Source organism: Bacillus sp. 220_BSPC, from assembly GCF_001054655.1.
Classification (GTDB): Bacteria; Bacillota; Bacilli; order Bacillales; family DSM-1321; genus Peribacillus; species Peribacillus frigoritolerans.
In genome coordinates this window covers 1-25197 of record NZ_JVPL01000135.1, presented here as the reverse complement: position 1 = coordinate 25197, position 25197 = coordinate 1, and the positions used below count along the sequence as shown (strand labels likewise).

Genomic DNA, 25197 nt, shown 5'->3' with positions numbered 1-25197 from the left:
GATAATGTTTCCTGGGGAACAAGCTTATTGTCTATCCTGAATTGGATGAGAGGCCCCTCTCCGCGAAAAAAAATGTGGATATCCGATGCCGACTCCACGATGGCACGGGTTAGTATTTTTTCTGCGGTCTTTTCAATCGATATCAATTCATTCATCACCTCCTATGTTTCTTGTTGTATTGATTCGACAATCCACGACAAATTCCTGCTTTATAATAAAAAAAATTCCCGAAAAAACTTCGAGAATCATCTCACATGCTCATTTTCAAATCAGGCCTCCGGGAAACCAAATTTCTTAATGCATCTACATTATGGCCAATGACCAGTTTTTCCCCGTCTATGAGAATGGGCCTTCTTAATAACTTCGGTTCTTTTGTTAATAATTGGATGACATCAGAAAGCATCATTTCGTCAATATTAACTTGTAAGTCTTTGTATGCTTCACTTCTTGTCGCCAAGACTTCATCAAGTCCTTCCGATGTCAATTCAAGAATTCTTTTCAACTCTGCTACAGTTGGAGTCTCTCTGAATAAATGTCGCTCATCGAAGGAAACTTGATTGGCGCTTAACCATTTTTTTGTTTTGCGGCAAGATGTACAACTTGGATACGAAAAGAAAGTTAACTGTGGCATACTAATCACTCCCCGTTCACATTTTGTATACATTTATAGTCTATACAATAATTGTATAACATTTGTATAATTAATGTATACATATTTGCTTTATAAAACCGTTTTAAATGTGAACGTTTTTTAAACTAAAGAGTGTTTACCCTTTCTCTTATTCCATTTTTTTCTGCCTGCATTATAATGGACATAGGTAAACTATGGAATAGCAGGAGGGTGTAATGGAACAAACGTTAAAAATAACAAACGTGTTAGCTGATCCCACCAGATATTATATATATCAGCATATAGTGAACAACCATGGTGATGTATCGGTACAGGAAATCGCCGATTCATTCAACATCCATCCAAATGTTGCCCGTCTACATTTGTCAAAACTTGAGGATATCGATATGTTGACCTCGAATTCCCGAAAGACCGGGAAAGGCGGTCGCCCAAGCAGACTTTATCGATTATCTGACAAAGTCATACAGCTTCATTTTCCATATAGGAATTATCAGCTGCTTGCAAAGATTGCCGTCCAGTCTATGATGACATTAGGGGAACAAGGAAAACAGGCTCTTTATGAAACGGGAAAAGTATTCGGGGAGGAATTGATCAATCAGCAACTAGCCCTGAACTCGACATCGGTAGATCGGCTTGCTTTTGCGGAAAAAGTCAACATGCTTAAAAATGCGGCTACCATTGCAGGGTTATCTCCCGAAATACAAGCAAGCGAAGAAGAAAATAAAATATCCTTCCGTATCTTCAATTGCCCGTTTAAGGAAGTTACTGAAGTCGAGCCAGGAACAATCTGCTCCATGCATAATTCACTTTTAAAAGGTATGTTCGAAGCCTTGTTTGAGAATGTCAATATTGTGGAAATAGAAAATATGATGTCCAATTGTGCAGCATGCTCATACCAGGCTTCGGTTCTCACATAGAAACAAAAGGCATCCTTTACATTACCTTACAATTTCATTTATAATTATTTAGAATGTACACGACTAGACATAAGGAGGGATTCGGATGGAACGCATGTTCAGAGTATGTGGATTTTGGACAGGAATTATGGCCATTTTCTTTTATCTTGGCCATATGCATCAAACGTCTTTGCTTTTCTTTGCACAAACGATCTTTTTTGTACTTTTAAGTTATTTGAAATTATCTGAGCGCATGTATATTTATGTTTTCGGCGCCTATCTTACCGTTTTCTTTGCAGGATTTTCCTACTGGAGCGTATTTATGATGACTCCGGGTGCTGCGCATTAAGAACAAGCAATATTACATAACCCATGAATTTTGATTCATGGGTTTTTACTTGTTACCATTCAGGAAAGATCCTTACATCATCTGCTAAATTCTTCGATTGAAGCAACACTTTGAAATGTTCACTAAATCCCCCAGGAACGATTAGCCCCCGGATTGCCCGATTACGCTTTGCCGTTTTCGAGAATGGATCATTTCCTTGATGGCCCATCAATTCCTCTAGTATCCCTGCTTTAAGCAAGAATTCATTTTGAAGAAAAAGCCCTTGATTGGAAAGATCCTTTCTTTTTCCAATCTCGATTAATGTGTCAAAATGGATATGTGTCGTCAGATCCATATCACCAGGATACATAAGTGCATCTTTAATCATTTGATGCCGATAATAGCCCCTCAAGCTCCCTTGAAGATGAGCTGGCTCCTTCCATTCCCTATCGGTATAGCCATAATCAATTGTAAGGAGAATACCCGATTCGATACAGGAAACGATCTTCTCATATTCACGGATCATGTTTAGCGGAACTTCGTATCGTTGTTTTTCATGTAAGGTGATTTTTCGTTCAGTAAGGTAAGAAAGAATGTCAGGGTTGTCCAAAGGTTCTCTCTCTTCTACCAAATCGCCTTCCTTTTCAGTGACGAATACCTCTACCAAGGCTCCCTTATACTTTTCAATGACATACACAGGCAACGCGTCGAAAAGTTCGTTTGAAAAGACGATTCCATTTACATTCGTCCATTTTTCTATAGTGGCAGCAGAAACTGCCTGTTTGAATATCCCTAAACGTTCTTGATGAATCTTTCTATGAAATGGACTGCCATCCACAAGAATATAAGTCAAAGAGTCCCATATCTGCGGTTCCGTTTCTTTTATGTAAACGAGGATGTCATACGCCAGTTTACCGTCCCCTGCGCCGACCTCGATGATTCTTGGTGAAACTCCGCATCTTTTTATCAAATATACGAACCATCTCGCCAGTGATCTCCCAAATGCATCGCCAACATTGCCAGACGTATAAAAATCCCCTCTTGGGCCAATCTTCTCTTTTGCGCGTGCATAGTAGCCTATATTCGGCGTATATAAAACAGCATCCATATAGTCATTATAGGAGATTCTTTTTTGCGGGCTTCCTGCAATCAATTCCTTTAAATGATTTTTCAACACAATAGCCTCCGTCTCCATGAGTTTTCCATCTTATTATAAAACACAGTAAATAAGTTTTTTTAACGACATTCATACAGAAAACAAATTTACAGTTCACAAAATGTCCAAATTTTTATCTCGCAGTTATAACAGTGCATCCACAAAATGAATTTAATAATATTACTTCAGCGGAGGGTTCAAAAATGCACATTGGGGAAGACCCTGTTTTTTATATTCAGTATAGTTCCGGAATTGACCCATTTCAATATTTTTACATAATTAAGAACTTAAAAAACAGGTGCCATAGCGGCACCTGTATAAGTAATTATCTCAAAAAGGGATTAGTATTCTTTTCATCCAGAATCGTCGTGACAGGGCCATGACCTGGAAAAACGATAGCATCATCAGAAAGTGTCAGCAGCTTCTTTTCAATGCTATTTAAGAGCACTGACTCGCTTCCGCCTATTAAATCGGTCCTGCCAACGCTTCCTTGGAACAAGACGTCCCCAGAAAAGAGGAGACGTTCGTCCTTCACATAATACGAAACGCTCCCTGGTGAGTGTCCAGGGGTTTCGAATACTTCGAAAGTGAATCCTCCAATAGTAAGCTCTTGCTCATTTGCCAAGATGTGATCGGCAGGCTTCATTCGCATTGGACTTTCAGGGAACCAGTTTTGAGAACCATTCAATGCGGGATCAAGTAGCCACTTGGCCTCTTTTTCATGAATATATGCAGGGATTCCATAATGGTCCCGAATAGCATCCAGAGCACCGATATGGTCAAAATGTGCATGTGTCAATAAAATCGCTAAAGGCTTTAAATTTTTTGTTTGTATGTATTGTATGATTTTCTGTGGCTCTTCACCCGGATCGAAAATGATGCAATCCTGTCCATCGGAAACTACATAACAATTCGTTTGCAGCGGGCCTAGAGGAATTTGTGTCCATTTCATTTCCATCAACTCCAATATGATTTTCTATCTTTATCTTACACTAATTAAGCTGCTAATGTTAATCCAGTTTACTCAAGTCATAGAAGTGTCACCTATTAAACCTCGACAAATAATTGAAAAAATATTAAGATATTAACAAATGCAATCTTTTCTACATATTTTTGGTAGTTGCTTTATTCTCTGGGTATATTATTAGGGATTAGGTATTCATTACGAAAAAAGGGGGTTTTGACATGATATTAATGGTTGTTTTCGGACTTGTGGCTATATTAGGAGTAGCAGCTGTGTTTACCTCATTAAAAAAGAGAAACTTCTTAGGATTCATTTTTGCAGCCGGCAGTGCAGTCGTGTTTGGCTGGTTCACTGTCATGACAGTCATCAACAGCGGTTTTCCTGTTGCCCATTGAAGAAAAAAGCTCGCCATCCGGCGAGCTTTTGTTTTAGGTTATCATGTTTGTTTGAACAATCTTTGTATTTGATGGGTTTTCATATCAATGATTTTCTCAAATTGATATCCATATAAGCAGAAGTTGCCATCAAGCGAACAGCTTAATGGTTCATTTTCCATGTCCTTCATCAATTCTTCTTGTGTGCCTTTTTCCCAATTTAATTTAGTTAAGGTAAACCTTCCCTCATATTGGTCCGCATCTTTTGATTCATTAGGAATAAACGTTATGAATTCCTTGTTTTTTTCAATGAAATCATAGGATGGAATGACCCAATCTGAAAAGCTTTTCAATAGTGGCACGGAAAAAGAGTGGATCGGCTTGTTTGTTGGATCATAAAATGCATATGTACCCCGATCTTGTTTTTCTGTCTCCACTTGAATCGTCATCAGCGCTTGCTTCATTTTTTTAAAGTGAATGACATCGAGCATAAGGCTGTCTGCCCCATCCCCATGCAGCGCTTTTTTTTCTAGGGGAGCCGTCAAAGCAGGTTCTTCTTTGTCCCAATCCAAAAACATCAAGTCATTTTCACTTGCCCATTGAGCAAAGGGCTGCGGAAAGTCCAGAGTTTCCATAGTTTGTTCATCTGGATTCAATACATAACTGCTGTATGTCCAATCTTCATAAAAGCTCGATACAAACAACCGGCCATCTTTAAATGAATTCCACTCATAAGCCAATTCATAGGCTGGGATCGCTACGGAATACAGTGGATTCCCCGTTCTATCGAGTATTGTGATTGATGCTTTATCCGAAGAGGTAAAGGACGACAACAAAATATGCGTACCAGACGGACTGATCGATACTTCAGAAAACGCAAAAGCCGGCTGATAGAAAACGGAAGTTTCATTCGTTTCCAAATTCCATTCCATCAACTGGGATAATTCATTACCATCCCGCTTCACAGAATATAAAATGGTTTTTGAATCCAGCCATCCAAGAATGGCTTCGATTTTTTCCGTTTCTGCGGTCGGTACCTTTAAATTGCTTACTGAAGTTTCCTGGTTAGATTGGGAGTGTTCTTTTTCCGAATCATTTACGGGTTTACTAAGGTCCTTGGAAGGCTCACAAGCCGAGATAAGAAGGATAGTGGAGATAAATAATGGGACGAAACACAACATCTTACAAATGGAAAGCCGCATACAAAGTGCTGCTTTGGATACTTTAATCTCCACACACCTCCCACTTCAAAACTAAAACGCCTGGCATATGTGAGCGAGACATTAGAAAGAGAGTAAGGATTAATCAATCGAATCCTTACTCTCTTTCATTATAAAGTAAAAAAGAGAAAATGTGGCGGATAATGATCTTATATTTTTTTGGAAGTATATTCCTTAGGGGGAATGCATCACATATATAGTCCTGCCATCAAAATCTTGACGGAATCTTCATATATACCAGGCAAATGGGATAGCGGAAGCGGATTTATGCCCTTTCCCAGTTCGATTGTGAATCCACTGCGTTTGAATTCCTGAATGAACCAATCTTTATACCCAGCATGACTGTCAACGTATTTTACGGCCCGATATCCGCTGCGCTCCTCAAACTCCCTCGCAACATTCGCTGCATGTTCAGGTTCATGTCCCTCATATCCCCAATAGAATTCTTTTCCCTGGGTGTGAAGTGCAAGCACTCTTTCAAAATTCCGTCTTATTGCCAGCTCCTTCATGGCCAATGCTTCTGGTTCTGATAACGCGGTTTCTCCTGGAAAATCCCTCGGGGCAGGGGCTTTTGGAATCTTTCTGCGCTTTTCAACCTCCCAGTTAGCAGGATATTGGTTATTCAGGTCTACACCGCGGATATTGGCTTTCCAAGCATAAAAGGCAGGATTGCCATTATTTATTTTTAAAACATCAACCTTCCCCTCTGCCGCCTCCTCCCCCTTTAGGACAAGGTCGACTCCATCCGGATTCACCATTGGAACCATCGAAATGGACATATCCCGGTAATACGGCATACAGTCCATTCCGCAAAGTGTACGATCATTCGTTACGGCCAGCAGAAAATCATTCAGCCATTTCATCAAAACCGCAGTAGTGATCCATTCATTAGCGTGGAATGAACCGTTATAATGTATGATCTTTTCACCTTGACCGATTCTTACCTCAAGGAGTTCTTTTCCCAGCACACTCTTTCCTACCGATTCAACCTTAATAAAGGGGTAATGACAAGATAGAACATCAAGATCGTCAAGAAGTGATTGATATTCGTAGGGCTTGTCGGTGACTATCACGGGATTCATCACCCGGACGGGTACCGAAAAAGGCTTTTGTCCATCTTGATTCAATAATACTATCCCATCGATTGGCAGGTGATATTGTAAAGCGATTTCAGCAAAATCGATATCTAACCGGGACTCTTGCTGAACAATGTATCCAGGTATCTGTACTTCGATGCCATTTGGCAAAACACCGCCAGTAATGGCCGGATTGGCATCCTCAATCAAAACCCGGGGAATTTGGAACAATTGACTGTAATATGCCAAATCATCCCCGCTTCTGCTCACAACTTTCATTCAGCCTCCGCCCCTTTCATTGTTTTATCTTTATGAAGGGAAAAACAGAAAGATGTTCAGGAAGTCTCTTGTTTCATAATTGTAAGGGGTACTGATTTCCCTGAAAAAGCGAAAAAACCTGGATTGCGCCGGGTTTCAGTAGACAAACTCGCTGAAAATCACCTACAGTTTTTTTAGGGTTTGTGCAATTTGAACGTCCATTTCCTCTTCAGGCACTCGCTTTCCGCAGGCGGTCCGGGAGCCACATCGGCGCCTTTGCGCCTGCGGGGTCTCCCCTGGACACGTTTTTCCCGCAGGAGTCTCGCACCTTACGTTCCAATCAACTTTGTTTTAACTTTTAGATAGGACACGATTGTCTACCGTCTTTTTTTAGTATTAAAACTTGATATCGGCTTGAAATGATTACTTTAGTTTGTGGTCGGCACGATTGTAACACGTGATATGGCAGGAATATCCTAAAATTCTATAGCGGAAAAGTTGATTGGGAGAGTTGGAAAACCGGAAGCTGTTGTCGCACGTGCAGCTTATAAAACACCTGCGATTACCAGTTACTTATTAGTGAGTATCAATCACCGAAACATAATTGCGCAACAAGTTCTTTTTTGAGCACAATGTACGGAAAGAAAAGATCCTCAAAAGTAGTGACACGTCCTAATTGGCAAGAATAAGTGGACGAATCAAGAGAGGTCAACTGTTTCTCTATACCTGCTTCAATTCCAATAAAGAATCAAAAGGAAACCTGGATTGCACCAGGTTTCCTTTTTCAAGGCTGCTCATAAAATCGGAGCAAATCCCCGTAAATGATTTTGTCGGAGTAATCAAGCTCCTGCTTTGCCTTTTCCAAATACTTCTCACATGGATCCTTTGCAGTCGCCGCCCCGGTCTTTTTATCATAGCAGGTATCCATCGTATAGAGGTAATCCTTCGTGATGAAACTGCTATCGCGAAGAACGGTGAATTCTAATTTTTCTTCGGAAAATAGATCTTTGCCGAATTCAATATAATCATCATTTTCAATTCCCAATAAATGAAGGAGAGTCGGCCTTACATCAATTTGGCCGGCAACGGTGGAAATCGTTTTTCCCTTCTGCCCGGGGACATGTATGATGAGCGGGACACGCTGAAGCTGGATGGATTCGAATGGCGTAATTTCCTTCCCAAGGAACTGGCTCATGGCAGAGTTGTGATTTTCAGAAATTCCATAATGGTCTCCGTATAGAACAATGATGGAATCCTCATATAATCCATTACGTTTCAAATCGCCGATAAACTGTTTCAAGGCTTCGTCGGTATAACGTACGGTCGGAAAATACTGATTCAATGTTTTGGAATTCGAATCGTAAGGTTCCAATGTCCGGTCTTCTTCATTCAAAGTGAATGGAAAATGATTGGTTAACGTTATGAACTTGGCATAAAAAGGCTCAGGCATCCTCTTCAAGTGAGAAATAGATTGCTTGAAGAACGATTTATCATTCAAACCCCAATTGATGGAATTCCCTTCAGACACTTTGTATTCATCACTATCATAAAACCGTTGGTACCCAAGAGAATCGTACATTATGTCACGATTCCAAAAGCTTTTATTATTGGCATGCAAGGAAGCCGTATAGTAACCTTTTTCCGTTAAGATTTCAGGTGTGGCTTTGTATTCATTTTGGGCATGAGTGAAAAATACTGCACCTCTACCTAAAGGATAGAGGGAATTTTCAATAATGAATTCTGAATCGGATGTTTTCCCCTGGCCGGTTTGGTGATAAAAGTTATTGAAATAATAGCTATCTTTAATGAATTGGTTCAGAAAAGGAGTGATTTCTTCCCCGTTGACAGTTTTATTGATGACAAAGCTTTGAGTGGATTCCAATGATATAAGAATCACATTTTTGCCTTTTGCCAGACCATAAAGTTCATCATTAACTTCTTTTTGATTGGCACGGACATAATTTTCGATTTCCGACAATTCACTGCCATCAGCAAGTGCACGTTGAGCTGATGATTTCGTCTGTAATATTGCATCATAGAGGTGATAATGGTACGTACCGATATTCTTAACGAGGATTTCACGGTCAAACGTTCTTGTCAGGAGTTCAGGACGCGCCGCTTCCGCTAAAGCCAAGTTAAAAAATGTCACTCCTAAAGCCATTAACAAAAAGAATTTACGGTCCTGGGGATTGTATCGACTTTCATGGAATGTTTTTGGTTTGTATTTCAGCAGAAGCATCAAGCACAGAATATCGGCAAAATACAATAGATCACTCGGATTGATCAATTCATGTACACTGCTTCCAAGGTCGTTCATATTGCTCGTTTGAAAAAGAACGGGAATGGTTAAAAAATCATTGAAAAAGCGAAAAAAAACAAGATTGGCAAAGAGGACGAAGGTGATGAAAAAACTCATGATCAATAAGTATGCTGTCCGTCCATTTTCTTTAAAAAATAGATTCACGCCAAGTATAAGTAAAAGGAAACTGACAGGATTGATGAATAGTATGAACTCCTGGATCCAATTATCAATATCTATCTCAAAACTTGTTTTATAGGCGATATATGTTTTAAGCCAAAGTGAAATCAATACGACCCAAAACAATGAATATCCCTGTTTTTTGAAGCCCCTTTTCAATCCTGGTCCCTCCTCATCGAAGAAGCGCTGGAGCTGCGATCCAGAGCGCCTCAATAATGGGTCATGGTTCTCCCCCTCAGAAGGGGGGAACTATCTTTGAAGATCCATCTTTTTTTCTTATTACCCTGATTGCCAGAGGGCAGCATGGAATCACGTATTCATTTGGCTTTTAATGAGCCAGGCTGCACCTATTACCCCTGCATCATTGCCTAGAGTGGCCAGGCTGATTTTCGTTGATTTACTAACCCGTTTGAATGCATACTTCTCGAATGCAGAACGAACGGTATCAAGCAAAATGTCTCCCGCTTGTGAAACGCCCCCGCCAATGACGATTTTATCTGGATTCATGACATTCCCAACATGTGATAGTGCCAGCCCCAAGTAATTGCCTACCTTATCCACCACAGCTTTGGACAAGGGATCACCTGCTGCGGCGCATTGGAATAACAGTTTGGAAGTAACCGTATTTCCCTCTTCTACTTTCTGCTGAAGCAATGACTTTTCATCGGCGGCATTCAAGGCTTCTAAAGCCATACGGACGATTCCCGTTGCCGAAGCAACCGTTTCCAAACAACCAGTCTTGCCGCAATTGCATGGTGCCCCTCCGTCCGTTACGACCGTTATATGCCCTACTTCCCCAGCAGCTCCACTGGTACCATGGACGATTTGGCCATTATGGATGATTCCGCCTCCTACACCCGTTCCGAGAGTGACACAAACAAGGTCTTTGGCTCCATTACCGGCACCTTTCCACATTTCCCCCAAAGCTGCCATATTGGCATCATTATCGATCACAGCTGGAAGAGCTGTCTCCACCTCCAATAAATCTTTTAAAGGATAGTCCTTCCAGCCAAGATTGACGGCTTCATATATGGAACCGTTAACAAATTTCACAGGTCCGGGAGCCCCCATTCCTATCCCTACTATCTTACTCTTCGGTTCATTAAGTTCCACGAGCTTCGCATCAATTGCTTTGGCTATGTTAATCGTAATGTATTTTCCCTTTTCGGAGATGTCCGTGCTGATTTCCCATTTATGAATGATCTCTCCGTATAAATTGATTAAAGCCAGTTTGGTAGTTGTACCGCCTAAATCCACACCCATCAGCCACTTTTCCATCATTCTCACCTTTTTTTATCAATTTTTTTCTGTTTTTCCCTTTCAAGAGACAATTGCTGCCTGATTAAAAGAATCGCCATTTGATAATCTTTCGTATCCATCATCTGCATACGGTGGAGTTCCCTTATTTCGACCTCCATCAGTTCAAGCTCGGCTAAGCGATCGCCAATATAGATAAATGTACCAAATCTTTTCAAGTATTGTTGAAGATCATAATATGTTTTCATAGTAAACCTCTTTACTCTTTTCTTTAGGAAAGTATATCGAATCAGCACCTTTGTAACAAGCGCCCATTTCCTCTTTTGATAATTTCCCCATCCCCCTCATACATGTCCAACTGTATTCATATGATGAAATATCAAGAATGTGGACTCCTTTGATTTGATTTAACAGCTTAATGATTTTAAACCATTCATCATCACGCGTGAAAACGGAGGGGAAAAATGAAAGTACAATTGAAGTATACCGTCTTTTTGGTTTTAACCACCATTTTTGTCATCCTTTATTTATCAAATCATAAACGGACAGAGGAAACCATCATTTTTTTTCCCATCGATTCCTCGCTCCATTTTGAACATGCTTCCACCAACCTGACACCTAAAGGTACCGGGAATTCCACCTATACCATCACTTGGAGGGTGGATTCTACGTTGGATCAGCCTGCTTACTTACGTCAGGACGTATCGCTTTTATACAAAAATGGAAAATTGGCTGGCGCTTTAAAAAATTGGCGCCAAAATAAACAAGAACTCTCTCAAAAAGCGAAATATAAAGAATCCGAAAGTGGGCGTTATGAAGCTGTAACGTTTCATTATGCCGAGGTTCATCCAAGTGACACCATTTTCACCAGTGCCCAGCAGCTCAGTAAAGATAAACTCTATACAGTAACGACACCGGTTTTTCAATTTTTCCACCGCCCCCTTTCAGAAGAACAGATTCAGTGGAAAAAAACGCTGGACGGCTTGACAGATCAAACGGTTCGAAATGGTTTGGAGAAAGCCGGGGAAGCCTTTCAGGTTAATCTTGATCAGTACAAAATCATTTCTTTAACAGATCTGCCTTCAAAGAAAAATCAATGGCTTGCTGCCTTCCCCCAATTCAAACGGGAAGAAATTGTGGGAAAACTATGGGAAGGACTATACAAAAATTATGTGTTGGGAGTAAAAAAGGAGGATGGCTCCACTGTGAGTCCACAAGGTAGCACCATCCCCCTATTGCTTATGGCGAAGAATCAAAGGGAAATACTTGTCTTGTTTATCCTGAAAGACGGTACCCCAATCATGCTGCGTCAAAAGTTATAGTTGCTTTTCGATTTCTTCCAGTAGTTTAATGTATGACTTATTATCCGGGGCAAGCTCAATAGCCTTATCAGCTTGCTCTTTAGCTTGATCGAATGATTCGAGATTCATGTAGACCAAGGCAAGATTGTAATGGGCTTCATGCAAATCCGGATTACTTTCAATCGCTTTTTCATAATAATCCCTGGCCTTGTATATGTCCTTTTTATCAAAAGATAAATTTCCGAGCATAAAGAGCGATAGCGGTGCATCAGGATTTGACTCCACATATTTGAATAGCATCTCTTCCGCCTTATCCTCTTCATCATCATCAATATACTTTTGGGCCAGCATTGCCATGGTATTATCATCGATAGCTGCACTTTCCTGATGATTGAAACCAAATTGCAGCAGGGAATAGGTCAGTATTACCGTCCCGATCAGAAAAGCCAGCTGCCGAAAGATATTCCTGGATTTTGGCAGATGTACCACTCCAGCGGCCAAAAACCCTCCGATCAAACCTCCGATATGCCCTGCATTGTCAATTCCCGAAACGGTGAAACCATATATTAAGTTAATGATGATCAACACGATCACCGATGAGCCCATCGAGCGCATGAATAATTTCGGATAGACGATGCCAAAGTACAGAAGTGCCCCAAAACAGCCAAAAATGGCACCGCTCGCTCCTGCGGAAAGGTTCGGGGTCATGATGAAGCTGCCCAGGGTTCCAGCGAAACCAGCGAATATATAGATGAATAGGAACCTGGCATTACCATAAATCCTTTCAACTTCAGCACCAATCAAATACAGCGAAAATGTATTCATCAGTAAATGAATGAACCCAATATGGACGATCATCGGTGTAAAGAACCGCCACCATTCCCCTTGGATGATATAAGGGGAAAATTTAGCGCCAAACTCAATCAAAGTCTTGGAATTGGTGCTGCCCCCATTAAACTCCATCAAGATGAACACTGCTATTTGTACCGCCATGAATATATATGTAAAGAATGGCTTATTGGCATTTTGGAATACCTTCTGTTCGGCCTTAGCCTTTTTGACTGACTCCGAGATGGCGTTCTTCTTTACTGTAAGAACCTTTTCCTCATCTATTTCATTTTCCTCAAGAACTTGAATTGAAAGTGGTTTTTTCAAAACATGTTCAAGGTTTTGCAACGAATCATGAAAGTTCTCACAAGTTAGAAGGAACGTGTTGACATTCGTTTTTTTAAAGGAGGCCACCCGTGAACTAAAGTCATGATCATCGACCGGGGCGAATTTACTAACATAGATACTTAATATTTTTATGGGCTTTTTGTATAATTTCCTTCTGATTCTTTCCCCATTCTGCAATGTTCGCTCGATATCGCGTTTCAGCCAATTAGCCCAATCCAAATCATGGCGGATGAGTCTTATGACTGGAAACTCCTTATTCTTATCGCTCTCAAGCCAAATCTCCTGATGGTTTTCCGTGACTGTGATCATTCGATAATCGTAATGGGCAGACAACTCCCTTATGGTTTCCCAAAAAAAATAATCCTCTTTAAATCCCAATGCCTTCCCCACTTTCCAATAAAACTTAAGCTTCTAAAATTCCTGTTCTTTAATTAAAACTATAGACGAAATCATGTAAAAAGTAAAAAAGGAGACTGTTTTCCCGCTCCTAAAAAATAAAAAAAAGGAACCCCTGGTCAGGTTCCCTTTTCAAGATGCGGGCATCCTCATTTGGTCTGAGTGAACATGCTTTGCATCATTTTATCCCTGAACATTGGCATATCCAAGGATTTAGTCACTAGAAATCTTCTTAAAATGCCGTTGGACAGCGCAACATTTATCAGGCGGTACCGGTTTTTGTAGCCTGCATAAACAGCTAAACCAACCAAGAAGATTTGAATAATTAATCGAAGCATAACAATCCCTCCTATCAATAGTGTGATACAGGATAGGATTTTTATGAGCTAAAAGTGATAATTAATGAACTTCTTCTTAATGGGCGTACGTGCGTATAACCCTGGATGGGGTAATGAGTTTGCCCACCGCTAGATCATGTACCTCTATCGGGAGTCCATCCATTAATTGAAGCTCGTATGTAAGGGCCAATGTATCTCCTCGGTAATTAGATAGGAAACGGTCATAATAGCCCCCTCCAAAGCCTAGGCGATACCCTTCCTTGTTAAAAGCAAGGCCGGGTACGATCAATGCGTCCAATTCCTCTTTGCAGGCCTTGGCTGTTTCAGCCACTGGTTCCAGCAATCCGTAATAAACAGACTCGAGCTGATTGAAGGACGAAATTTTTTTGAATTCCATTGTCTTTTTTTCGGGATCACATTTTGGTACAGCCACTACTTTTCCTTCGCTCCATGCTTGTTCGATGATCCGTACCGTTGGGACTTCAGGCGGAATGGAGATGGTGATGCCAATGGTATCAGCATTTTTCCATTCCTCCAATGCAAATAGGTTTTCAGCGATTCTGTTGGATAGTACTTCATGTTCCTCTTTAGTCAGCTCCATTAAACGGGACTTAACCTCTTGACGGAGCTTATTCTTGTTTTCTCTCATCTCTTCCGACTCCTTTAGTCTACTTCTATCATTATCTCATAATATTTGTCCATTTACGAAAATACGATGTCGGAAATCGCCGAATCATTCGTGCATTCTGGTGAAAATATTCACTAAAGGAAAGAGAGAAAAGAAGGACTTAAAGAAATGCATAAAAAAAACAACAGGAAAAATCCTGTTGCTTACTTTGTTTCACGGTGAGTCGTGCTGCGTTTTTCTCTTGAGCAGTATTTTTTAAGCTCAAGACGGTCTGGATTGTTACGTTTATTTTTTTTAGAAATATAGTTACGGTCTCCACATTCAGTGCAAGCTAATGTAATATTCACGCGCATAGTGTATTTCCCTCCAAACATATTGACATTTTCACATAGGACTTTTCTATAATATCATTATTCAATGCGAATTGCTAGTATGTTTTTCGGGAAATCCAACATAACTTTTTCGTATTCTTAATTGTTTACGTTTTGCATCGTCAGGAGGAGTTGATTATTTATAACTTTCGCTTCTTCTTTCGTTTCGGCATGAATGACCCAAGCCACAGCTTCCACACATTCTTTCGGTAAGATTTCCGTTTCTAGCGTAAACACACTGGTAACTTCCCCTTTGGCGAGCGGTGAATAAGCCAGGAGACCTTCTTTCAATGATTTGAAGCATCCTTCTTGATAAAGGCTTCCCTTACCTTGGATGCAATATTGAGAGATGCTTTTTCCTTTCACCAATCCACCCAATAAGGCAATCGATTGAGGGGCTACATGTAAGATCGCCCGTTCATTCGGGCTATAAAAAGCCACCGCCTGCCTTTCGAAAGCGTTTTCATAGTGAAAAAACACTTTTGGGCGCTTGGTCTCGAATGAGGTATTCCTGATCGTGAACTTCGAAAAGGTCACCTGCCCTTGGGTATACGTCTGTGAAAGTGTCCGGATCTCTCCATTAGGATGACTCATCATATCCTCCTCAGGATACCAATCAAAACTCTCATCCATCCATAATCCAGCCTTTAATCCCTTACGAAATAATTCCTGGTTATCCTGTGGCATATAAGCGAATAGCGAATTCATATAATCATCCCTTCCCCTTCTTTTATCTTTATATTACTTATCGTTAGGCGCTGACAGTGAAACTATCCACTTTAAATTCTGCACACCATTTTCTTATAGGATCATTGATTTTTAACAATTCAAAATATTTCGTTTTTTCGATTTATTATATCTTTATGTTAGCACTGAATTGGCTGATGGACAATAAACACATTTTGTCGAATTTTATGTACGTTATCTCTCAAAGGTTTTTTTCCCATTTTCATGCCTAATTTTTTTTCATCAACGACGGTCACATCGCTTTTCGACAATATTTGAAAAAAACAGACAATAAATAAAGTTTACTGCCTACTTCCGAAAATATAAAAATATGAAAATCCCCAATTTTTTTCGAATATGTGTAAAATATAAGTATATTGTCGAAAATTAGCTTCTGAGGTGAAAACATGGAAACACTTATCGTCCTTCTTTTTTCATTAGCGATCGTCCTTCTCATCATTTCCTTTTTCGGTAAAGATAAAGTTGCCAAATTGGAAGAAGATTTAGAACAGATGACACTAACGTATATGCAGGATATCTACCAATTAAAGAAGAAGGTGAAGGTTCTTGAAGAGGCATTCGTTATCCAGGACGCCCCTGTTCCCTCTGTACAGGATCAATCAACTGTCACTTCCAATGATATCGAACCCATACATGAGATTCTAAAAAGCCAGGTTCTATCTTTATATAGTCAAGGTCTCACTTTGGACCAGATCGCTAGACAATCCTCGTTAACGAAGGAACAAACCATTTCAGTGATCGAGCAGCAAAGATTGCGGGGTGAATGAAAATGAACAAAGCAAGACTGCAAGGTCTTTCCGCCGGCATCATTTTTACAACAACAATCTTTGCTGCCTTTTATTATGGCACCGGAAAGTTCGAAGGCACCACTCCCACTGCGGAGGAAGCTAAGGAATTGCTCGTAAAGAAGGGATTCGTCGTTACACTTCCTACCGAGGAAGCTAAAAAGACCGTCCAACCAAAGGATCCGGATAAGGTTTTAATGGAGGAGGAAGCTTCAAAAGAGGCACCTTCCATCGTTACCTATATAATTAAAGTGAAAACGAATATGACCACAGCCGAGATTGCCGATCGCCTTTCCAAGGAAAAAATCATCGATGATGCTGATGAATTTGAAGCTTACATGAATGACCGTGATTTCTCGAAAAAAATACAAATCGGCGAGTTTGTTGTTACGAATAATATGACATATAGACAATTGGCCAATACTTTGACACATTAATGAATAAGAGAGACTTTTAAATGGACTATGTCCGAGAAAAAGCCTCTCTTTTTTCAATTAGGATAGGTTCATTCATTCCTGCTGATATATCTCCCTCTTACAAGGAAATAAATATTCTCTGCGATATTCGTTGTATGGTCCGCTGTCCTTTCCAAATATCGAGCAATTAGGGAAAGCTGCGTAACCTGCTGAAGGTTTTTTTCATCTGAAAGGCGAAGGAGACTTCGAATCATTTCTCCATAAAAGCGATCAACCTCATCATCCATTTCAATGATTTCTCTTGAAAGAACAACATCTTCCTTCTCAAATGCTTCTATTGAAAGTCGAATCATCTTTAATGTAATATCATGCATCTGCTTTAATGGTGTTAAAGGCAGAATAAATGGCTGGTCACCGATTCGGATCGCCGATTTGGCGATATTCACACCAAAGTCCGCCATCCTTTCAATATCCGAGGCGATTTTTATGGCAGCAATGATACGCCTTAAATCAATCGCAACCGGCTGTTGCTTAGCAATCAGTAAAATTGCAAAGTCATTTATTTCCTCTTCCAGTAAATCAGCTATTGTATCATCATCAATAACTTCAAGAGCCTCATCTACATTATTGCTTTCCAGTGCGGCATATGATTTTGATATGGCACCTGAAGCTAAATTAGCCAACTTCACGATTTTCTCTTGCAGCTCTTTCAATTGAAGCTCGAAATTTTCACGAACGATCATTATCGCATCTCCTTTTCTCTTAACCGAAACGTCCGGTAATGTAATCTTCTGTTCTTTTATCATTCGGATTAGAGAAGATGGTATTTGTATCAGAATATTCGATGACTTCCCCATTTAAGAAGAAGGCTGTTCTATCAGAGATACGTGCTGCCTGCTGCATGTTATGGGTAACGATGATGATGCTGAAATCCTTTTTCAGTTCCTGGACCAATTCTTCTATTTTCAACGTGGATATCGGATCAAGGGCAGAAGTAGGTTCATCCATTAGAATGACATCTGGTTCGATTGCCAAACATCTGGCAATACAAAGGCGCTGTTGCTGTCCACCTGAAAGTCCATATGCATTTTCATGCAGACGGTCTTTCACTTCATCCCAAATGGCTGCCCCTTTTAAACTCTTTTCGACTATCTCATCAAGAATTTTTTTATTTTTAATTCCATGGATCTTTGGTCCATATACAACATTTTCATAAATGGATTTAGGAAAGGGATTAGGCTTTTGGAAGACCATCCCCACCTGTGTCCTTAAATCTTCCACCTTATAGGACTGATCAAGGATATTCCGGTTCCTATATTTAATCTGTCCTGTCGTTTTCACATCCGGGACTAGTTCTATCATTCGGTTCAATGTTTTAATGTAGGTGGATTTCCCACATCCTGAAGGCCCTATGATGGCCGTCACTTCATTTTGGTGCATATCCAGATTAATATTTTTCAAAGCATGGTTTTCTCCATACCATAAATTAAGATTGGATGTTTCATACACCTTTTCCGTCAAGGCAGCTGATCCGACATTATCGATTTCGATAGCCGGTGACTCTTTTTCTCTCGTTAAGGTCATATTCATGCTTCCTTCCTCCTATCAGTATCTTTTCTGGAATTTATTTCGAATTATAACCGCTATTGAATTCATGAATATTAACAGGATGAGTAAAACGATGATTCCCGCGGCAGCAACCTGCTGGAATTCCTCCTGCGGACGAGATGTCCAATTATAGATTTGCATTGGCAGCACTGTAAATGTATCCATGACCGTTTGAGGTAAAAAGGCGATGAACATTGGTATGCCAACCACCACCAATGGCGCCGTTTCACCGATTGCCCGTGACAAAGCAAGTATTCCTCCAGTTAAAATGCCAGGTATCGCAGCAGGCAGGACCACTTTCAAAATGGTTTGCCACTTTGTTGCACCCATTCCAAACGAAGCTTCCCTTAAATCACGAGGTACGGCACGTATGGCCTCCTGTGCAGAGACTATGATGACCGGGAGAACGAGTAGGCTCATGGTCAGGCCCGCTGCCAATATGGACCGGTCCAAGGCAAGAGCACGAACGAAAACCGTTAGGCCCAGTAGTCCAAATACTATTGACGGGACACCTGCCAGATTGGAAATATTCACTTTGATAAAAGTGGTGATCCAATTCTTCCTCGCATATTCCTCTAAATAAATGGCCGTTCCAACACCGAGCAGCAGGGAAACCGGGGCCACCACTACCATCAACCATATTGAACCGATCAGCGCTGCCTTTATACCAGCCTCTTCAGGTTTCCTGGAAGCGAAATTCTGAAGGAAATCCCCATTCAGACTACCAATTCCTTGAGTGAATATCCGATAAAATAAGATGGCCAATACGAGGAGGCCAACCAATGTTGCCAAGAAGAATAATCCTTTACAAATCGTGTTAACAGCAAGCCTAGCAGGCATTTTTTTTGCAACATGACTTTTGTTTATCAGTTTCATGACTTAATATTCCTCCCTGAACTTGCGAGAGATGAACTGCGCCAGTAAATTCATGATAAGCGTAAAGACGAACAGTGTCATTCCAACCGCATATATGCTGTAGTAAATCGTTGTCCCATACCCTGCATCCCCCGAACTGACCTGAACGATATAAGCGGTCATCGTTTGAATCGATGAAGTGACATCCATGCTCATATTTGGGGTCGAGCCACCGGCAACACTCACAATCATGGTTTCCCCGATCGCTCTGGATAAAGCAAGAACGATGGATGCCACAATTCCAGAAATGGCGGCTGGCAATACCACTTTAATTGTCGTTTCAAGTTTCGTTGCTCCTAAAGCATACGCACCTTCGCGAATCGACTTCGGCACTGATACTAGGGCATCTTCCGATAAAGAAGCTATCATCGGCATGATCATGATACCTACAACGATTCCAGGACTCAGTGCATTGAACATGTCAAGGGAAGGAAATAAATCCCGCAAAACCGGTGTTACAAAAGTTAAGGCAAAAAAGCCATAAACGATAGTAGGAATCCCAGCTAATACTTCTAAAATCGGCTTGATGATTCTCCGTGTTTTCTCTGATGCATATTCACTCAAGAAAATGGCTGTTGCAAGTCCTACTGGAACTGCAACCACCGCTGCTATGACTGTTACCTTCAACGTTCCAACAATAAGGGGCATAATCCCATAGGAAGGTGCAGATGCAAATGGCAGCCATTTAGCTTCCGTAAAAAATTCGACGATGGATACTCTGTCAAAAAAGATGAATGTTTCAAATATAAGGGTCAGGATGATCCCGATTGTAGTAAAAACGGAAATTGCCGCCGTAAAGAACAAAAGCTTAGGCATGACTTTTTCCATATTGATTTTTTTCTTACTTTTCTTTTCCAGAATCATTTGCTGTACAGAATAGGTTTCTGTTTTTCTAAGTTCCAACTTGCATCCTCCATTTCAGACACGCAATATTTGGATTTACAAGCTGTTACCCCCGCCTTAATCGAGTCAAGGCGGGATTTCAATAGCCTGTAATATCGTTTATTTTTCCAATTCTTTTAATTTATCAAGATCTTTCTGGTACTCTTCTTCCGGCAGGCTGATATAACCCACTTCTTCTGCAAGCTCTCCTGCATTTTCAATGACGAATTGAGTATAATCTGCAACTTGTTCTTTTTCAGCTACCGACTTATTAGCTACATATGTGTAAAGTGGACGTGACAATGGTGCATACTCCCCACTTTTAATCGTTTCATGCGTTGGCTCTACAGCACCTTTGCCGTTATCGATGGAAATGATCTTTAACTTATCTTTATTTTCAGAGTAGTAGGCATAACCGAAGAATCCAATCGCATTTTTATCACCTTCTACACCTTGTACAAGAACGTTATCGTCTTCTGAAAGCGTAGCATTTTCCACCATTGGTTTTTCTTCAAGGATCACTTCATTGAAATAATCATATGTTCCTGAATCTGTTCCCGGAGAGTAGAATTTAATTTCTTCGTTCGGCCATTCAGGACGTATATCAGACCATTTCTTCACCTTTCCATTATCAATCCACAGTTTTTGAAGTTCTTCAACTGTTAGTGAATCGATGAAATCATTATCTTTATTGGCAACGATTGAAATACCGTCAAATGCCAGTTTCAATTCTGTATATTCAACACCCTTTTCATCAAGTAAGGCACTTTCTTCTTCTTTCACCGGGCGGGATGCATTGGCTAGGTCCGTATCACCAGCGATGAATTTCTTGAATCCCCCACCTGTTCCTGACGCTCCCACTGAAACCTTCACATCAGGCTGTGTAGCCATATATTCTTCCGCAACTGCCTCCATGATCGGAAAGACCGTTGAAGAACCATCCGTAATAACTTCTCCCTTGAGTTGATCTGAAGCCGCTTCATTTCCTTTACCGCTGTTTGAAGTATCATTAGATCCACATCCAGCTGCCACTGCGATTACTCCACCCATTACTGCGGTCATAGCCATAAATTTGAAACGTCTCATTTGTAAATCCCCCTAAGAATTTTATATGAATATTTTGTCCTACTCTCACATCATACTTTCAGACTGTAAATTCCGTTTAAAGCATTTGTAAATATTCAGTAAATAATTGTGTGCTTATTGTAAAGATGAAAGAACTGTGCTGATCCCTTTCTTAAAATGCAAAAAAACACGTTTCCGGTTTTACCCAAAAACGTGTTTTTTAACCTTTTATTATTCATTTTCCTGGCTTTTTCTAACTTCAGCCTGGTCCTTTTGAACGTCTTTACCATTCTCCACCTTCAAATCGGTCGAGGTTTCGGTATTTTCCTTCTTAGCCCGTTCTTTTTTCAGTTCGAAATAAGTATCCATGATTTCTTCACCTATTTCTTTACTCATGCTATGGCCCGAATGTCCTTGATATGCCCACGGCACAACGACCGCAAAAGCGACCTCAGGATTTTTAGCTGGGGCATAACCAACAAGCGTAATGTTCATCGTTTCTTGGGGCTCGCTATAATTCATCCGGTTCGGGCCGTCATAGAATGCTTCCGCCGTCCCGGTTTTAGCTGCCACTGTATACGATTTATTCCCAAAGTAGGTATAGGCCGTTCCGCCTTGTTCCATCGCAACTTTCTCAAAACCGTTCTGAACACGTTCAACCCATTCTTCCTTCATATCAAGACGATTAAGGACAGTCGGTGAAACGTCTTCGGCAACAGGTCCCAATTCCTCATTATTATCAACCGGATCGCGGATTTCCTTAACCATATGCGGCTTCATGCGGTTACCGCCATTCGCAATCGCTGAAACATATTGCACGAGCTGCATCGGTGTGTACGTATCATACTGTCCGATAGCAAGGTCAAGCAGCTTACCTGGAGATACTTCGGAACCTTTGAATCCGCTCATTTCATTCGGAAGATCAATTCCCGTGCGAACACCCAAGCCAAACTGGGCAAATGAATTCCTCATGGTTGAAAACGCGCCTGAACTAATGTTCAAAGGTTCATTTGGCACATAATGCGCACCTGCAATATTAATGGCCGTCCTGAACATATAAACGTTAGAAGATACTTTCAATGCGGTCAAATCATTTATGTTCCCGAAGTCACTGTATGAACCTTTGGGCGGTGTACCTTTGATTCTCAACTTCGTATCGTAAAAGTACGTACCAGGCTGGATCGCACCTTGCTGATAACCGGTTAAAACGGTAGCGCCTTTAACCGCAGAACCCATCGTATAGGAAGTCGTGATATTTCCTAATGCGAAGTCCTCAATGGAGGATTTCCCCGTTTTTGGGTCCTTCTCATATTTCTTGCCAGCCATCGTCAACACTTCCCCTGTATCGGGATCCATCATGACGACAAAGGCCCTGTCCAAGAATTTGGTGTTACCCATTTTTTTCTTGGCAATCAATTGCTTCTCAATGATTTCCTCAGTAGCAAGCTGTAAATCCATATCAACTGTCAAAATAAGATCTTTTCCCCGTGAACCTTCAGAAATCACTTCAGAATCGACGACATTTCCTGATTTATCGGTCACATTCCTTACTTTCGCTTTCTGCCCTTGAAGGATATCTTCGTATTGCGCCTCAATATAACTCTTACCTACACGGTCATTCCGGCTGTAATCACGTGCGAGGTAGTAGTCCAGGCTTTCGCTAGGCAACCCTTCTTCAGATGAAGAAACTTTACCCAATACAGATTTAAGTGTTTTATTATATGTATAAAAACGATCCCAATCTGTAGATATATCGACCCCTGGGAGCGAATCAAGGTTTTCACTCACCTTGGCGAATTCTTCTTTTGTTACTTCCTTGTTTTTCACAATTTGCGGGGTAAGGGCATATCCGCTTGCAAATTCCCTATAGATGGCAAGAACTTCAAGATCCTTTTCCGAAAGCTTTGTTTCTTTTTCAGTAATCCGATCAAGCTGAAGCTTATACAAATCACTTTCTTCCATCTCGCCCTCTTCCACTTTTTTCCGCTCTTTATCGGTAATCTTTTTCTCGGCCAGCTTTGGATTCTTCAAAATCCAAAAATCCTTTTTATCGCGTTCAGTCACTTTGTCCGTTTCCTTTTCGATCAACTTCGCGAGTTTCTCAGCCGTTTCCACCATTTCTGTTTGTTTCGTACCTTGCTTTCGTGTATATGTAATTGCATCCAGTGGTTGGTTATCGACCATAAGTTTTAAATTACGGTCATACATTTTCCCACGGGGCACCGAATTATTCACGGTCACTTCCTCTGTTCTTTCAATCTCACGCCGGTAATCATCACCATAAACAATCTGTACAACACCCAAGCGTAAAATTAAAGCGGAAAACAAAACAAACACTAAAAAGAAAAGAATATTCAATCTGAAAGGCACATGCGTCTTTTTCTTTTTCTTTTTATTCACACTAAGCCACACATCCTTTTTACATAGTCATAATAGATCCTATACTATTCTATAGAACATTTGTCTTTTTTTCTACCTTAGTGTTCTAGAAATATTAAACATCTAACGAACTTTACATAAAAAGTGACTTACGGCTCATAAATCCTACAACCGTAAGTCATGTATATTGAAAAGAGGCCTCTAAGGCCTCTTTTCAATCTTGGTCAATGATATCGATTTTCCGTACAAACCAATATATCACGGTATGCCCTGCCCCGACGATCAACAGATAAATCGGCAGTAATTGCTTTAGGTCGAATAACATGACGGAAAGTATGAATCCCGATATGGATACAATCCTTCCAATATGAACGAACAATTCCCGGACAACGATATATTCAATCCTCATTTCAGCTGCTTTCCAGGCCCGGCCTATAATATCATAGGTCAGTGATATATATGGGACCAAAAGAATAGGATAAGCGGTTGCGACAATTGCCCCATAAATGAGAAGCTTCCCGAATGTGACATCAAATGCAATCAATAAGACCCCAGCATACAACAGGATTCCTCCAATAAGAATCGCCTTTTTGCGCATCGGCTGTTTTATATATCGTGAAGCAAAAAAATACGCAACGAATGATATGGCCGAATTTAACAGACCATAGCTCCCTAAGGCAAGTTCACTATCCGTCTGAATGAAAACGGTAATCGAAATGATGAACATGAATGTGCCCTCTCGTATCCCTTGAAAAAAGTGAGCACGAGTGATCAAGAGCCAATTCCGATTATTTTTCCGTTCCTGCAATATCCTAAAGAAGCAGTACCTGCCATGAGCCGGACGTCTTTTTAACGAAAAGCTAAGAAAAACCGCAACGGAAAACAATAGCAAAGACAGCCCGAATACAATGGAATATCCCGTGAATTTCTCAAGCCTCGAAATGATGAACCCTGAAAGAATCGGACCGACCATTCCCCCAATGGATGATAAAATCCCTAAAAACCCATTGAAGAAATCCCTGGTTTCCGGTTCAGTTATTTCAAAAGTCAAGACATTATAGGCAAGCCAATAAAACCCATAACCGATTCCTAACAGCCCACCAAGCAACCAAAGGAAATCCGTTGCCCGTGTGCCGACCAATAGGACCGATAAATAAAACAGGGCCAAAAAGATAACACCCAGACGCAAAACAATGATTCGGTCAACCTTTTTCGCGAGCCTGCCGGCAAAGACAAAAGTAAGCGGTTGAAAAAGCACCACGGTTAGATTATATACGGCAATATCAACAATTTGACCGGATTGTTTCCACAAGTACACATTAACGAATGTATTGGATAAAGCAATACTTAGGCTGTACAGCCCGCCAATAAACAAAAGGAGGTGCAAATCCTTCTTCCCGCCCGCTTCACCCAACCATCTCTCTAAAATACCCATTGTTTTAACTCTCCTTTAAATTCCACTCTAGTGTTTGAAAAAACAAAAGAATTTATGTAAAAAAAGGTAAAGAAAACTCTTCGATTGGCGAGCCAGGATGGCGATGACAGAGAAGC

26 protein-coding genes are annotated in these 25197 nt (G+C 40.7%); 6 read left to right on the top strand and 20 right to left on the bottom strand.

All coding sequences use genetic code 11. From position 1 onward, the window contains the following. Positions 1-250: 250 nt before the first annotated feature. Positions 251-631: a Spx/MgsR family RNA polymerase-binding regulatory protein gene (locus ADA55_RS08860; protein ID WP_048682187.1), complete on the bottom strand. Its 381-nt coding sequence runs from the start codon at positions 629-631 to the stop codon at positions 251-253. 215 nt (positions 632-846) lie between these two features. Between ADA55_RS08860 and ADA55_RS08855 the strand changes: the two genes are divergently transcribed. Next, positions 847-1548, top strand: coding sequence for a helix-turn-helix transcriptional regulator (locus ADA55_RS08855; RefSeq protein ID WP_048682184.1), 702 nt, complete (start codon positions 847-849; stop codon positions 1546-1548). A gap of 85 nt (positions 1549-1633) precedes the next feature. Next, positions 1634-1876, top strand: a complete 243-nt coding sequence (locus ADA55_RS08850; protein WP_034308393.1) for a DUF2626 domain-containing protein — start codon at positions 1634-1636, stop codon at positions 1874-1876. Between the two features lie 52 nt (positions 1877-1928). Here the strand turns inward: ADA55_RS08850 and ADA55_RS08845 are convergent, their stop codons facing one another. Beyond that, positions 1929-3029, bottom strand: coding sequence for a class I SAM-dependent methyltransferase (locus tag ADA55_RS08845; protein ID WP_048682197.1), 1101 nt, complete (start codon positions 3027-3029; stop codon positions 1929-1931). A 307-nt stretch (positions 3030-3336) separates the two neighbouring features. Beyond that, positions 3337-3963: an MBL fold metallo-hydrolase gene (locus ADA55_RS08840; protein WP_048682180.1), complete on the bottom strand. Its 627-nt coding sequence runs from the start codon at positions 3961-3963 to the stop codon at positions 3337-3339. A 233-nt stretch (positions 3964-4196) separates the two neighbouring features. On the opposite strand from ADA55_RS08840, the gene ADA55_RS27950 reads away from it, so the two are divergent. Beyond that, a complete protein-coding gene (locus ADA55_RS27950) occupies positions 4197-4370 on the top strand; it encodes a DUF2759 domain-containing protein (RefSeq protein WP_034308396.1) in 174 nt (57 codons plus the stop codon). 41 nt (positions 4371-4411) lie between these two features. Here the strand turns inward: ADA55_RS27950 and ADA55_RS08830 are convergent, their stop codons facing one another. From ADA55_RS08830 to ADA55_RS08810, 5 genes are all read right to left on the bottom strand, one after another. Then, the gene (locus ADA55_RS08830) at positions 4412-5584 is read right to left on the bottom strand and encodes a hypothetical protein (RefSeq protein ID WP_048682174.1); all 1173 of its coding nucleotides are present in this window, start codon (positions 5582-5584) and stop codon (positions 4412-4414) included. Positions 5585-5757: 173 nt separating this feature from the next. Next, positions 5758-6924, bottom strand: coding sequence for a M14 family metallopeptidase (locus tag ADA55_RS08825; protein WP_048682170.1), 1167 nt, complete (start codon positions 6922-6924; stop codon positions 5758-5760). Positions 6925-7687: 763 nt separating this feature from the next. Further along, positions 7688-9541: an LTA synthase family protein gene (locus tag ADA55_RS08820; protein WP_048682167.1), complete on the bottom strand. Its 1854-nt coding sequence runs from the start codon at positions 9539-9541 to the stop codon at positions 7688-7690. A 150-nt stretch (positions 9542-9691) separates the two neighbouring features. After that, positions 9692-10663 carry an ROK family glucokinase gene (locus ADA55_RS08815; RefSeq protein WP_048682164.1) on the bottom strand — a complete coding sequence of 324 codons (972 nt, stop codon included), beginning with the start codon at positions 10661-10663 and terminating at the stop codon, positions 9692-9694. Positions 10664-10665: 2 nt separating this feature from the next. Further along, positions 10666-10887, bottom strand: a complete 222-nt coding sequence (locus ADA55_RS08810; protein ID WP_048682161.1) for a YqgQ family protein — start codon at positions 10885-10887, stop codon at positions 10666-10668. A gap of 216 nt (positions 10888-11103) precedes the next feature. Here ADA55_RS08810 and ADA55_RS08805 point away from each other — a divergent pair, with 216 nt between their 5' ends. Further along, positions 11104-11961 carry a hypothetical protein gene (locus tag ADA55_RS08805; protein ID WP_048682157.1) on the top strand — a complete coding sequence of 286 codons (858 nt, stop codon included), beginning with the start codon at positions 11104-11106 and terminating at the stop codon, positions 11959-11961. Here ADA55_RS08805 and ADA55_RS08800 read toward each other — a convergent pair. The 5 genes from ADA55_RS08800 to ADA55_RS08785 form a co-directional block, all read right to left on the bottom strand. Then, positions 11956-13494, bottom strand: a complete 1539-nt coding sequence (locus ADA55_RS08800; RefSeq protein WP_048682154.1) for a rhomboid family intramembrane serine protease — start codon at positions 13492-13494, stop codon at positions 11956-11958. The genes ADA55_RS08805 and ADA55_RS08800 overlap by 6 nt on opposite strands. Positions 13495-13661: 167 nt before the next feature. Then, entirely contained in the window at positions 13662-13850 is a 189-nt protein-coding gene (locus tag ADA55_RS08795) for a hypothetical protein (protein ID WP_034308414.1), read from the bottom strand. 76 nt (positions 13851-13926) lie between these two features. Further along, complete coding sequence (locus tag ADA55_RS08790; protein WP_048682150.1) at positions 13927-14499, bottom strand: 5-formyltetrahydrofolate cyclo-ligase; 573 nt, start codon at positions 14497-14499, stop codon at positions 13927-13929. A 182-nt stretch (positions 14500-14681) separates the two neighbouring features. Next, a complete protein-coding gene (gene rpmG / locus ADA55_RS28370; protein ID WP_028391797.1) occupies positions 14682-14831 on the bottom strand; it encodes a 50S ribosomal protein L33 in 150 nt (49 codons plus the stop codon). Between the two features lie 117 nt (positions 14832-14948). Beyond that, on the bottom strand, positions 14949-15557 hold the full coding sequence (locus ADA55_RS08785; RefSeq protein WP_034308418.1) for a hypothetical protein: 609 nt from the start codon (positions 15555-15557) through the stop codon (positions 14949-14951). Positions 15558-15982: 425 nt separating this feature from the next. Here ADA55_RS08785 and ADA55_RS08780 point away from each other — a divergent pair, with 425 nt between their 5' ends. Together ADA55_RS08780 and ADA55_RS08775 are read left to right on the top strand one after the other, a co-directional pair. After that, a complete protein-coding gene (locus tag ADA55_RS08780) occupies positions 15983-16363 on the top strand; it encodes a hypothetical protein (protein WP_048682145.1) in 381 nt (126 codons plus the stop codon). Positions 16364-16365: 2 nt separating this feature from the next. Continuing rightward, positions 16366-16818 carry an endolytic transglycosylase MltG gene (locus ADA55_RS08775; RefSeq protein WP_048682142.1) on the top strand — a complete coding sequence of 151 codons (453 nt, stop codon included), beginning with the start codon at positions 16366-16368 and terminating at the stop codon, positions 16816-16818. 68 nt (positions 16819-16886) lie between these two features. Here ADA55_RS08775 and phoU read toward each other — a convergent pair whose 3' ends face one another. The 7 genes from phoU to ADA55_RS08740 form a co-directional block, all read right to left on the bottom strand. Continuing rightward, a complete protein-coding gene (phoU, locus tag ADA55_RS08770; protein WP_048682139.1) occupies positions 16887-17540 on the bottom strand; it encodes a phosphate signaling complex protein PhoU in 654 nt (217 codons plus the stop codon). Positions 17541-17559: 19 nt separating this feature from the next. Beyond that, the gene (pstB, locus tag ADA55_RS08765) at positions 17560-18381 is read right to left on the bottom strand and encodes a phosphate ABC transporter ATP-binding protein PstB (RefSeq protein ID WP_048682195.1); all 822 of its coding nucleotides are present in this window, start codon (positions 18379-18381) and stop codon (positions 17560-17562) included. Positions 18382-18402: 21 nt separating this feature from the next. Then, positions 18403-19281: a phosphate ABC transporter permease PstA gene (gene pstA, locus ADA55_RS08760; RefSeq protein WP_048682136.1), complete on the bottom strand. Its 879-nt coding sequence runs from the start codon at positions 19279-19281 to the stop codon at positions 18403-18405. Positions 19282-19284: 3 nt separating this feature from the next. Next, positions 19285-20184, bottom strand: a complete 900-nt coding sequence (gene pstC, locus ADA55_RS08755; RefSeq protein ID WP_048682191.1) for a phosphate ABC transporter permease subunit PstC — start codon at positions 20182-20184, stop codon at positions 19285-19287. A gap of 138 nt (positions 20185-20322) precedes the next feature. Continuing rightward, positions 20323-21288 carry a PstS family phosphate ABC transporter substrate-binding protein gene (locus tag ADA55_RS08750; protein WP_034308431.1) on the bottom strand — a complete coding sequence of 322 codons (966 nt, stop codon included), beginning with the start codon at positions 21286-21288 and terminating at the stop codon, positions 20323-20325. A 210-nt stretch (positions 21289-21498) separates the two neighbouring features. Further along, positions 21499-23667, bottom strand: coding sequence for a peptidoglycan D,D-transpeptidase FtsI family protein (locus tag ADA55_RS08745; protein ID WP_048682132.1), 2169 nt, complete (start codon positions 23665-23667; stop codon positions 21499-21501). Between the two features lie 193 nt (positions 23668-23860). After that, on the bottom strand, positions 23861-25081 hold the full coding sequence (locus ADA55_RS08740) for an MFS transporter (protein WP_048682129.1): 1221 nt from the start codon (positions 25079-25081) through the stop codon (positions 23861-23863). Positions 25082-25197 lie beyond the last annotated feature (116 nt).

Coding starts and splice junctions, on each gene's coding strand:
- ADA55_RS08790 (WP_048682150.1), bottom strand. CDS start 14,499: ATGAGAGAAAACAAGAATAAGCTCCGTCAAGAGGTTAAGTCCCGTTTA.
- ADA55_RS08795 (WP_034308414.1), bottom strand. CDS start 13,850: ATGCTTCGATTAATTATTCAAATCTTCTTGGTTGGTTTAGCTGTTTAT.
- ADA55_RS08750 (WP_034308431.1), bottom strand. CDS start 21,288: ATGAGACGTTTCAAATTTATGGCTATGACCGCAGTAATGGGTGGAGTA.
- ADA55_RS08740 (WP_048682129.1), bottom strand. CDS start 25,081: ATGGGTATTTTAGAGAGATGGTTGGGTGAAGCGGGCGGGAAGAAGGAT.
- ADA55_RS08805 (WP_048682157.1), top strand. CDS start 11,104: ATGAAAGTACAATTGAAGTATACCGTCTTTTTGGTTTTAACCACCATT.
- ADA55_RS08850 (WP_034308393.1), top strand. CDS start 1,634: ATGGAACGCATGTTCAGAGTATGTGGATTTTGGACAGGAATTATGGCC.
- ADA55_RS08815 (WP_048682164.1), bottom strand. CDS start 10,663: ATGATGGAAAAGTGGCTGATGGGTGTGGATTTAGGCGGTACAACTACC.
- ADA55_RS08775 (WP_048682142.1), top strand. CDS start 16,366: ATGAACAAAGCAAGACTGCAAGGTCTTTCCGCCGGCATCATTTTTACA.
- ADA55_RS08860 (WP_048682187.1), bottom strand. CDS start 631: ATGCCACAGTTAACTTTCTTTTCGTATCCAAGTTGTACATCTTGCCGC.
- phoU (WP_048682139.1), bottom strand. CDS start 17,540: ATGATCGTTCGTGAAAATTTCGAGCTTCAATTGAAAGAGCTGCAAGAG.
- rpmG (WP_028391797.1), bottom strand. CDS start 14,831: ATGCGCGTGAATATTACATTAGCTTGCACTGAATGTGGAGACCGTAAC.
- ADA55_RS08855 (WP_048682184.1), top strand. CDS start 847: ATGGAACAAACGTTAAAAATAACAAACGTGTTAGCTGATCCCACCAGA.
- pstB (WP_048682195.1), bottom strand. CDS start 18,381: ATGACCTTAACGAGAGAAAAAGAGTCACCGGCTATCGAAATCGATAAT.
- pstA (WP_048682136.1), bottom strand. CDS start 19,281: ATGAAACTGATAAACAAAAGTCATGTTGCAAAAAAAATGCCTGCTAGG.
- ADA55_RS08810 (WP_048682161.1), bottom strand. CDS start 10,887: ATGAAAACATATTATGATCTTCAACAATACTTGAAAAGATTTGGTACA.
- ADA55_RS08825 (WP_048682170.1), bottom strand. CDS start 6,924: ATGAAAGTTGTGAGCAGAAGCGGGGATGATTTGGCATATTACAGTCAA.
- ADA55_RS08840 (WP_048682180.1), bottom strand. CDS start 3,963: ATGAAATGGACACAAATTCCTCTAGGCCCGCTGCAAACGAATTGTTAT.
- ADA55_RS08785 (WP_034308418.1), bottom strand. CDS start 15,557: ATGAATTCGCTATTCGCTTATATGCCACAGGATAACCAGGAATTATTT.
- ADA55_RS27950 (WP_034308396.1), top strand. CDS start 4,197: ATGATATTAATGGTTGTTTTCGGACTTGTGGCTATATTAGGAGTAGCA.
- pstC (WP_048682191.1), bottom strand. CDS start 20,184: ATGATTCTGGAAAAGAAAAGTAAGAAAAAAATCAATATGGAAAAAGTC.
- ADA55_RS08780 (WP_048682145.1), top strand. CDS start 15,983: ATGGAAACACTTATCGTCCTTCTTTTTTCATTAGCGATCGTCCTTCTC.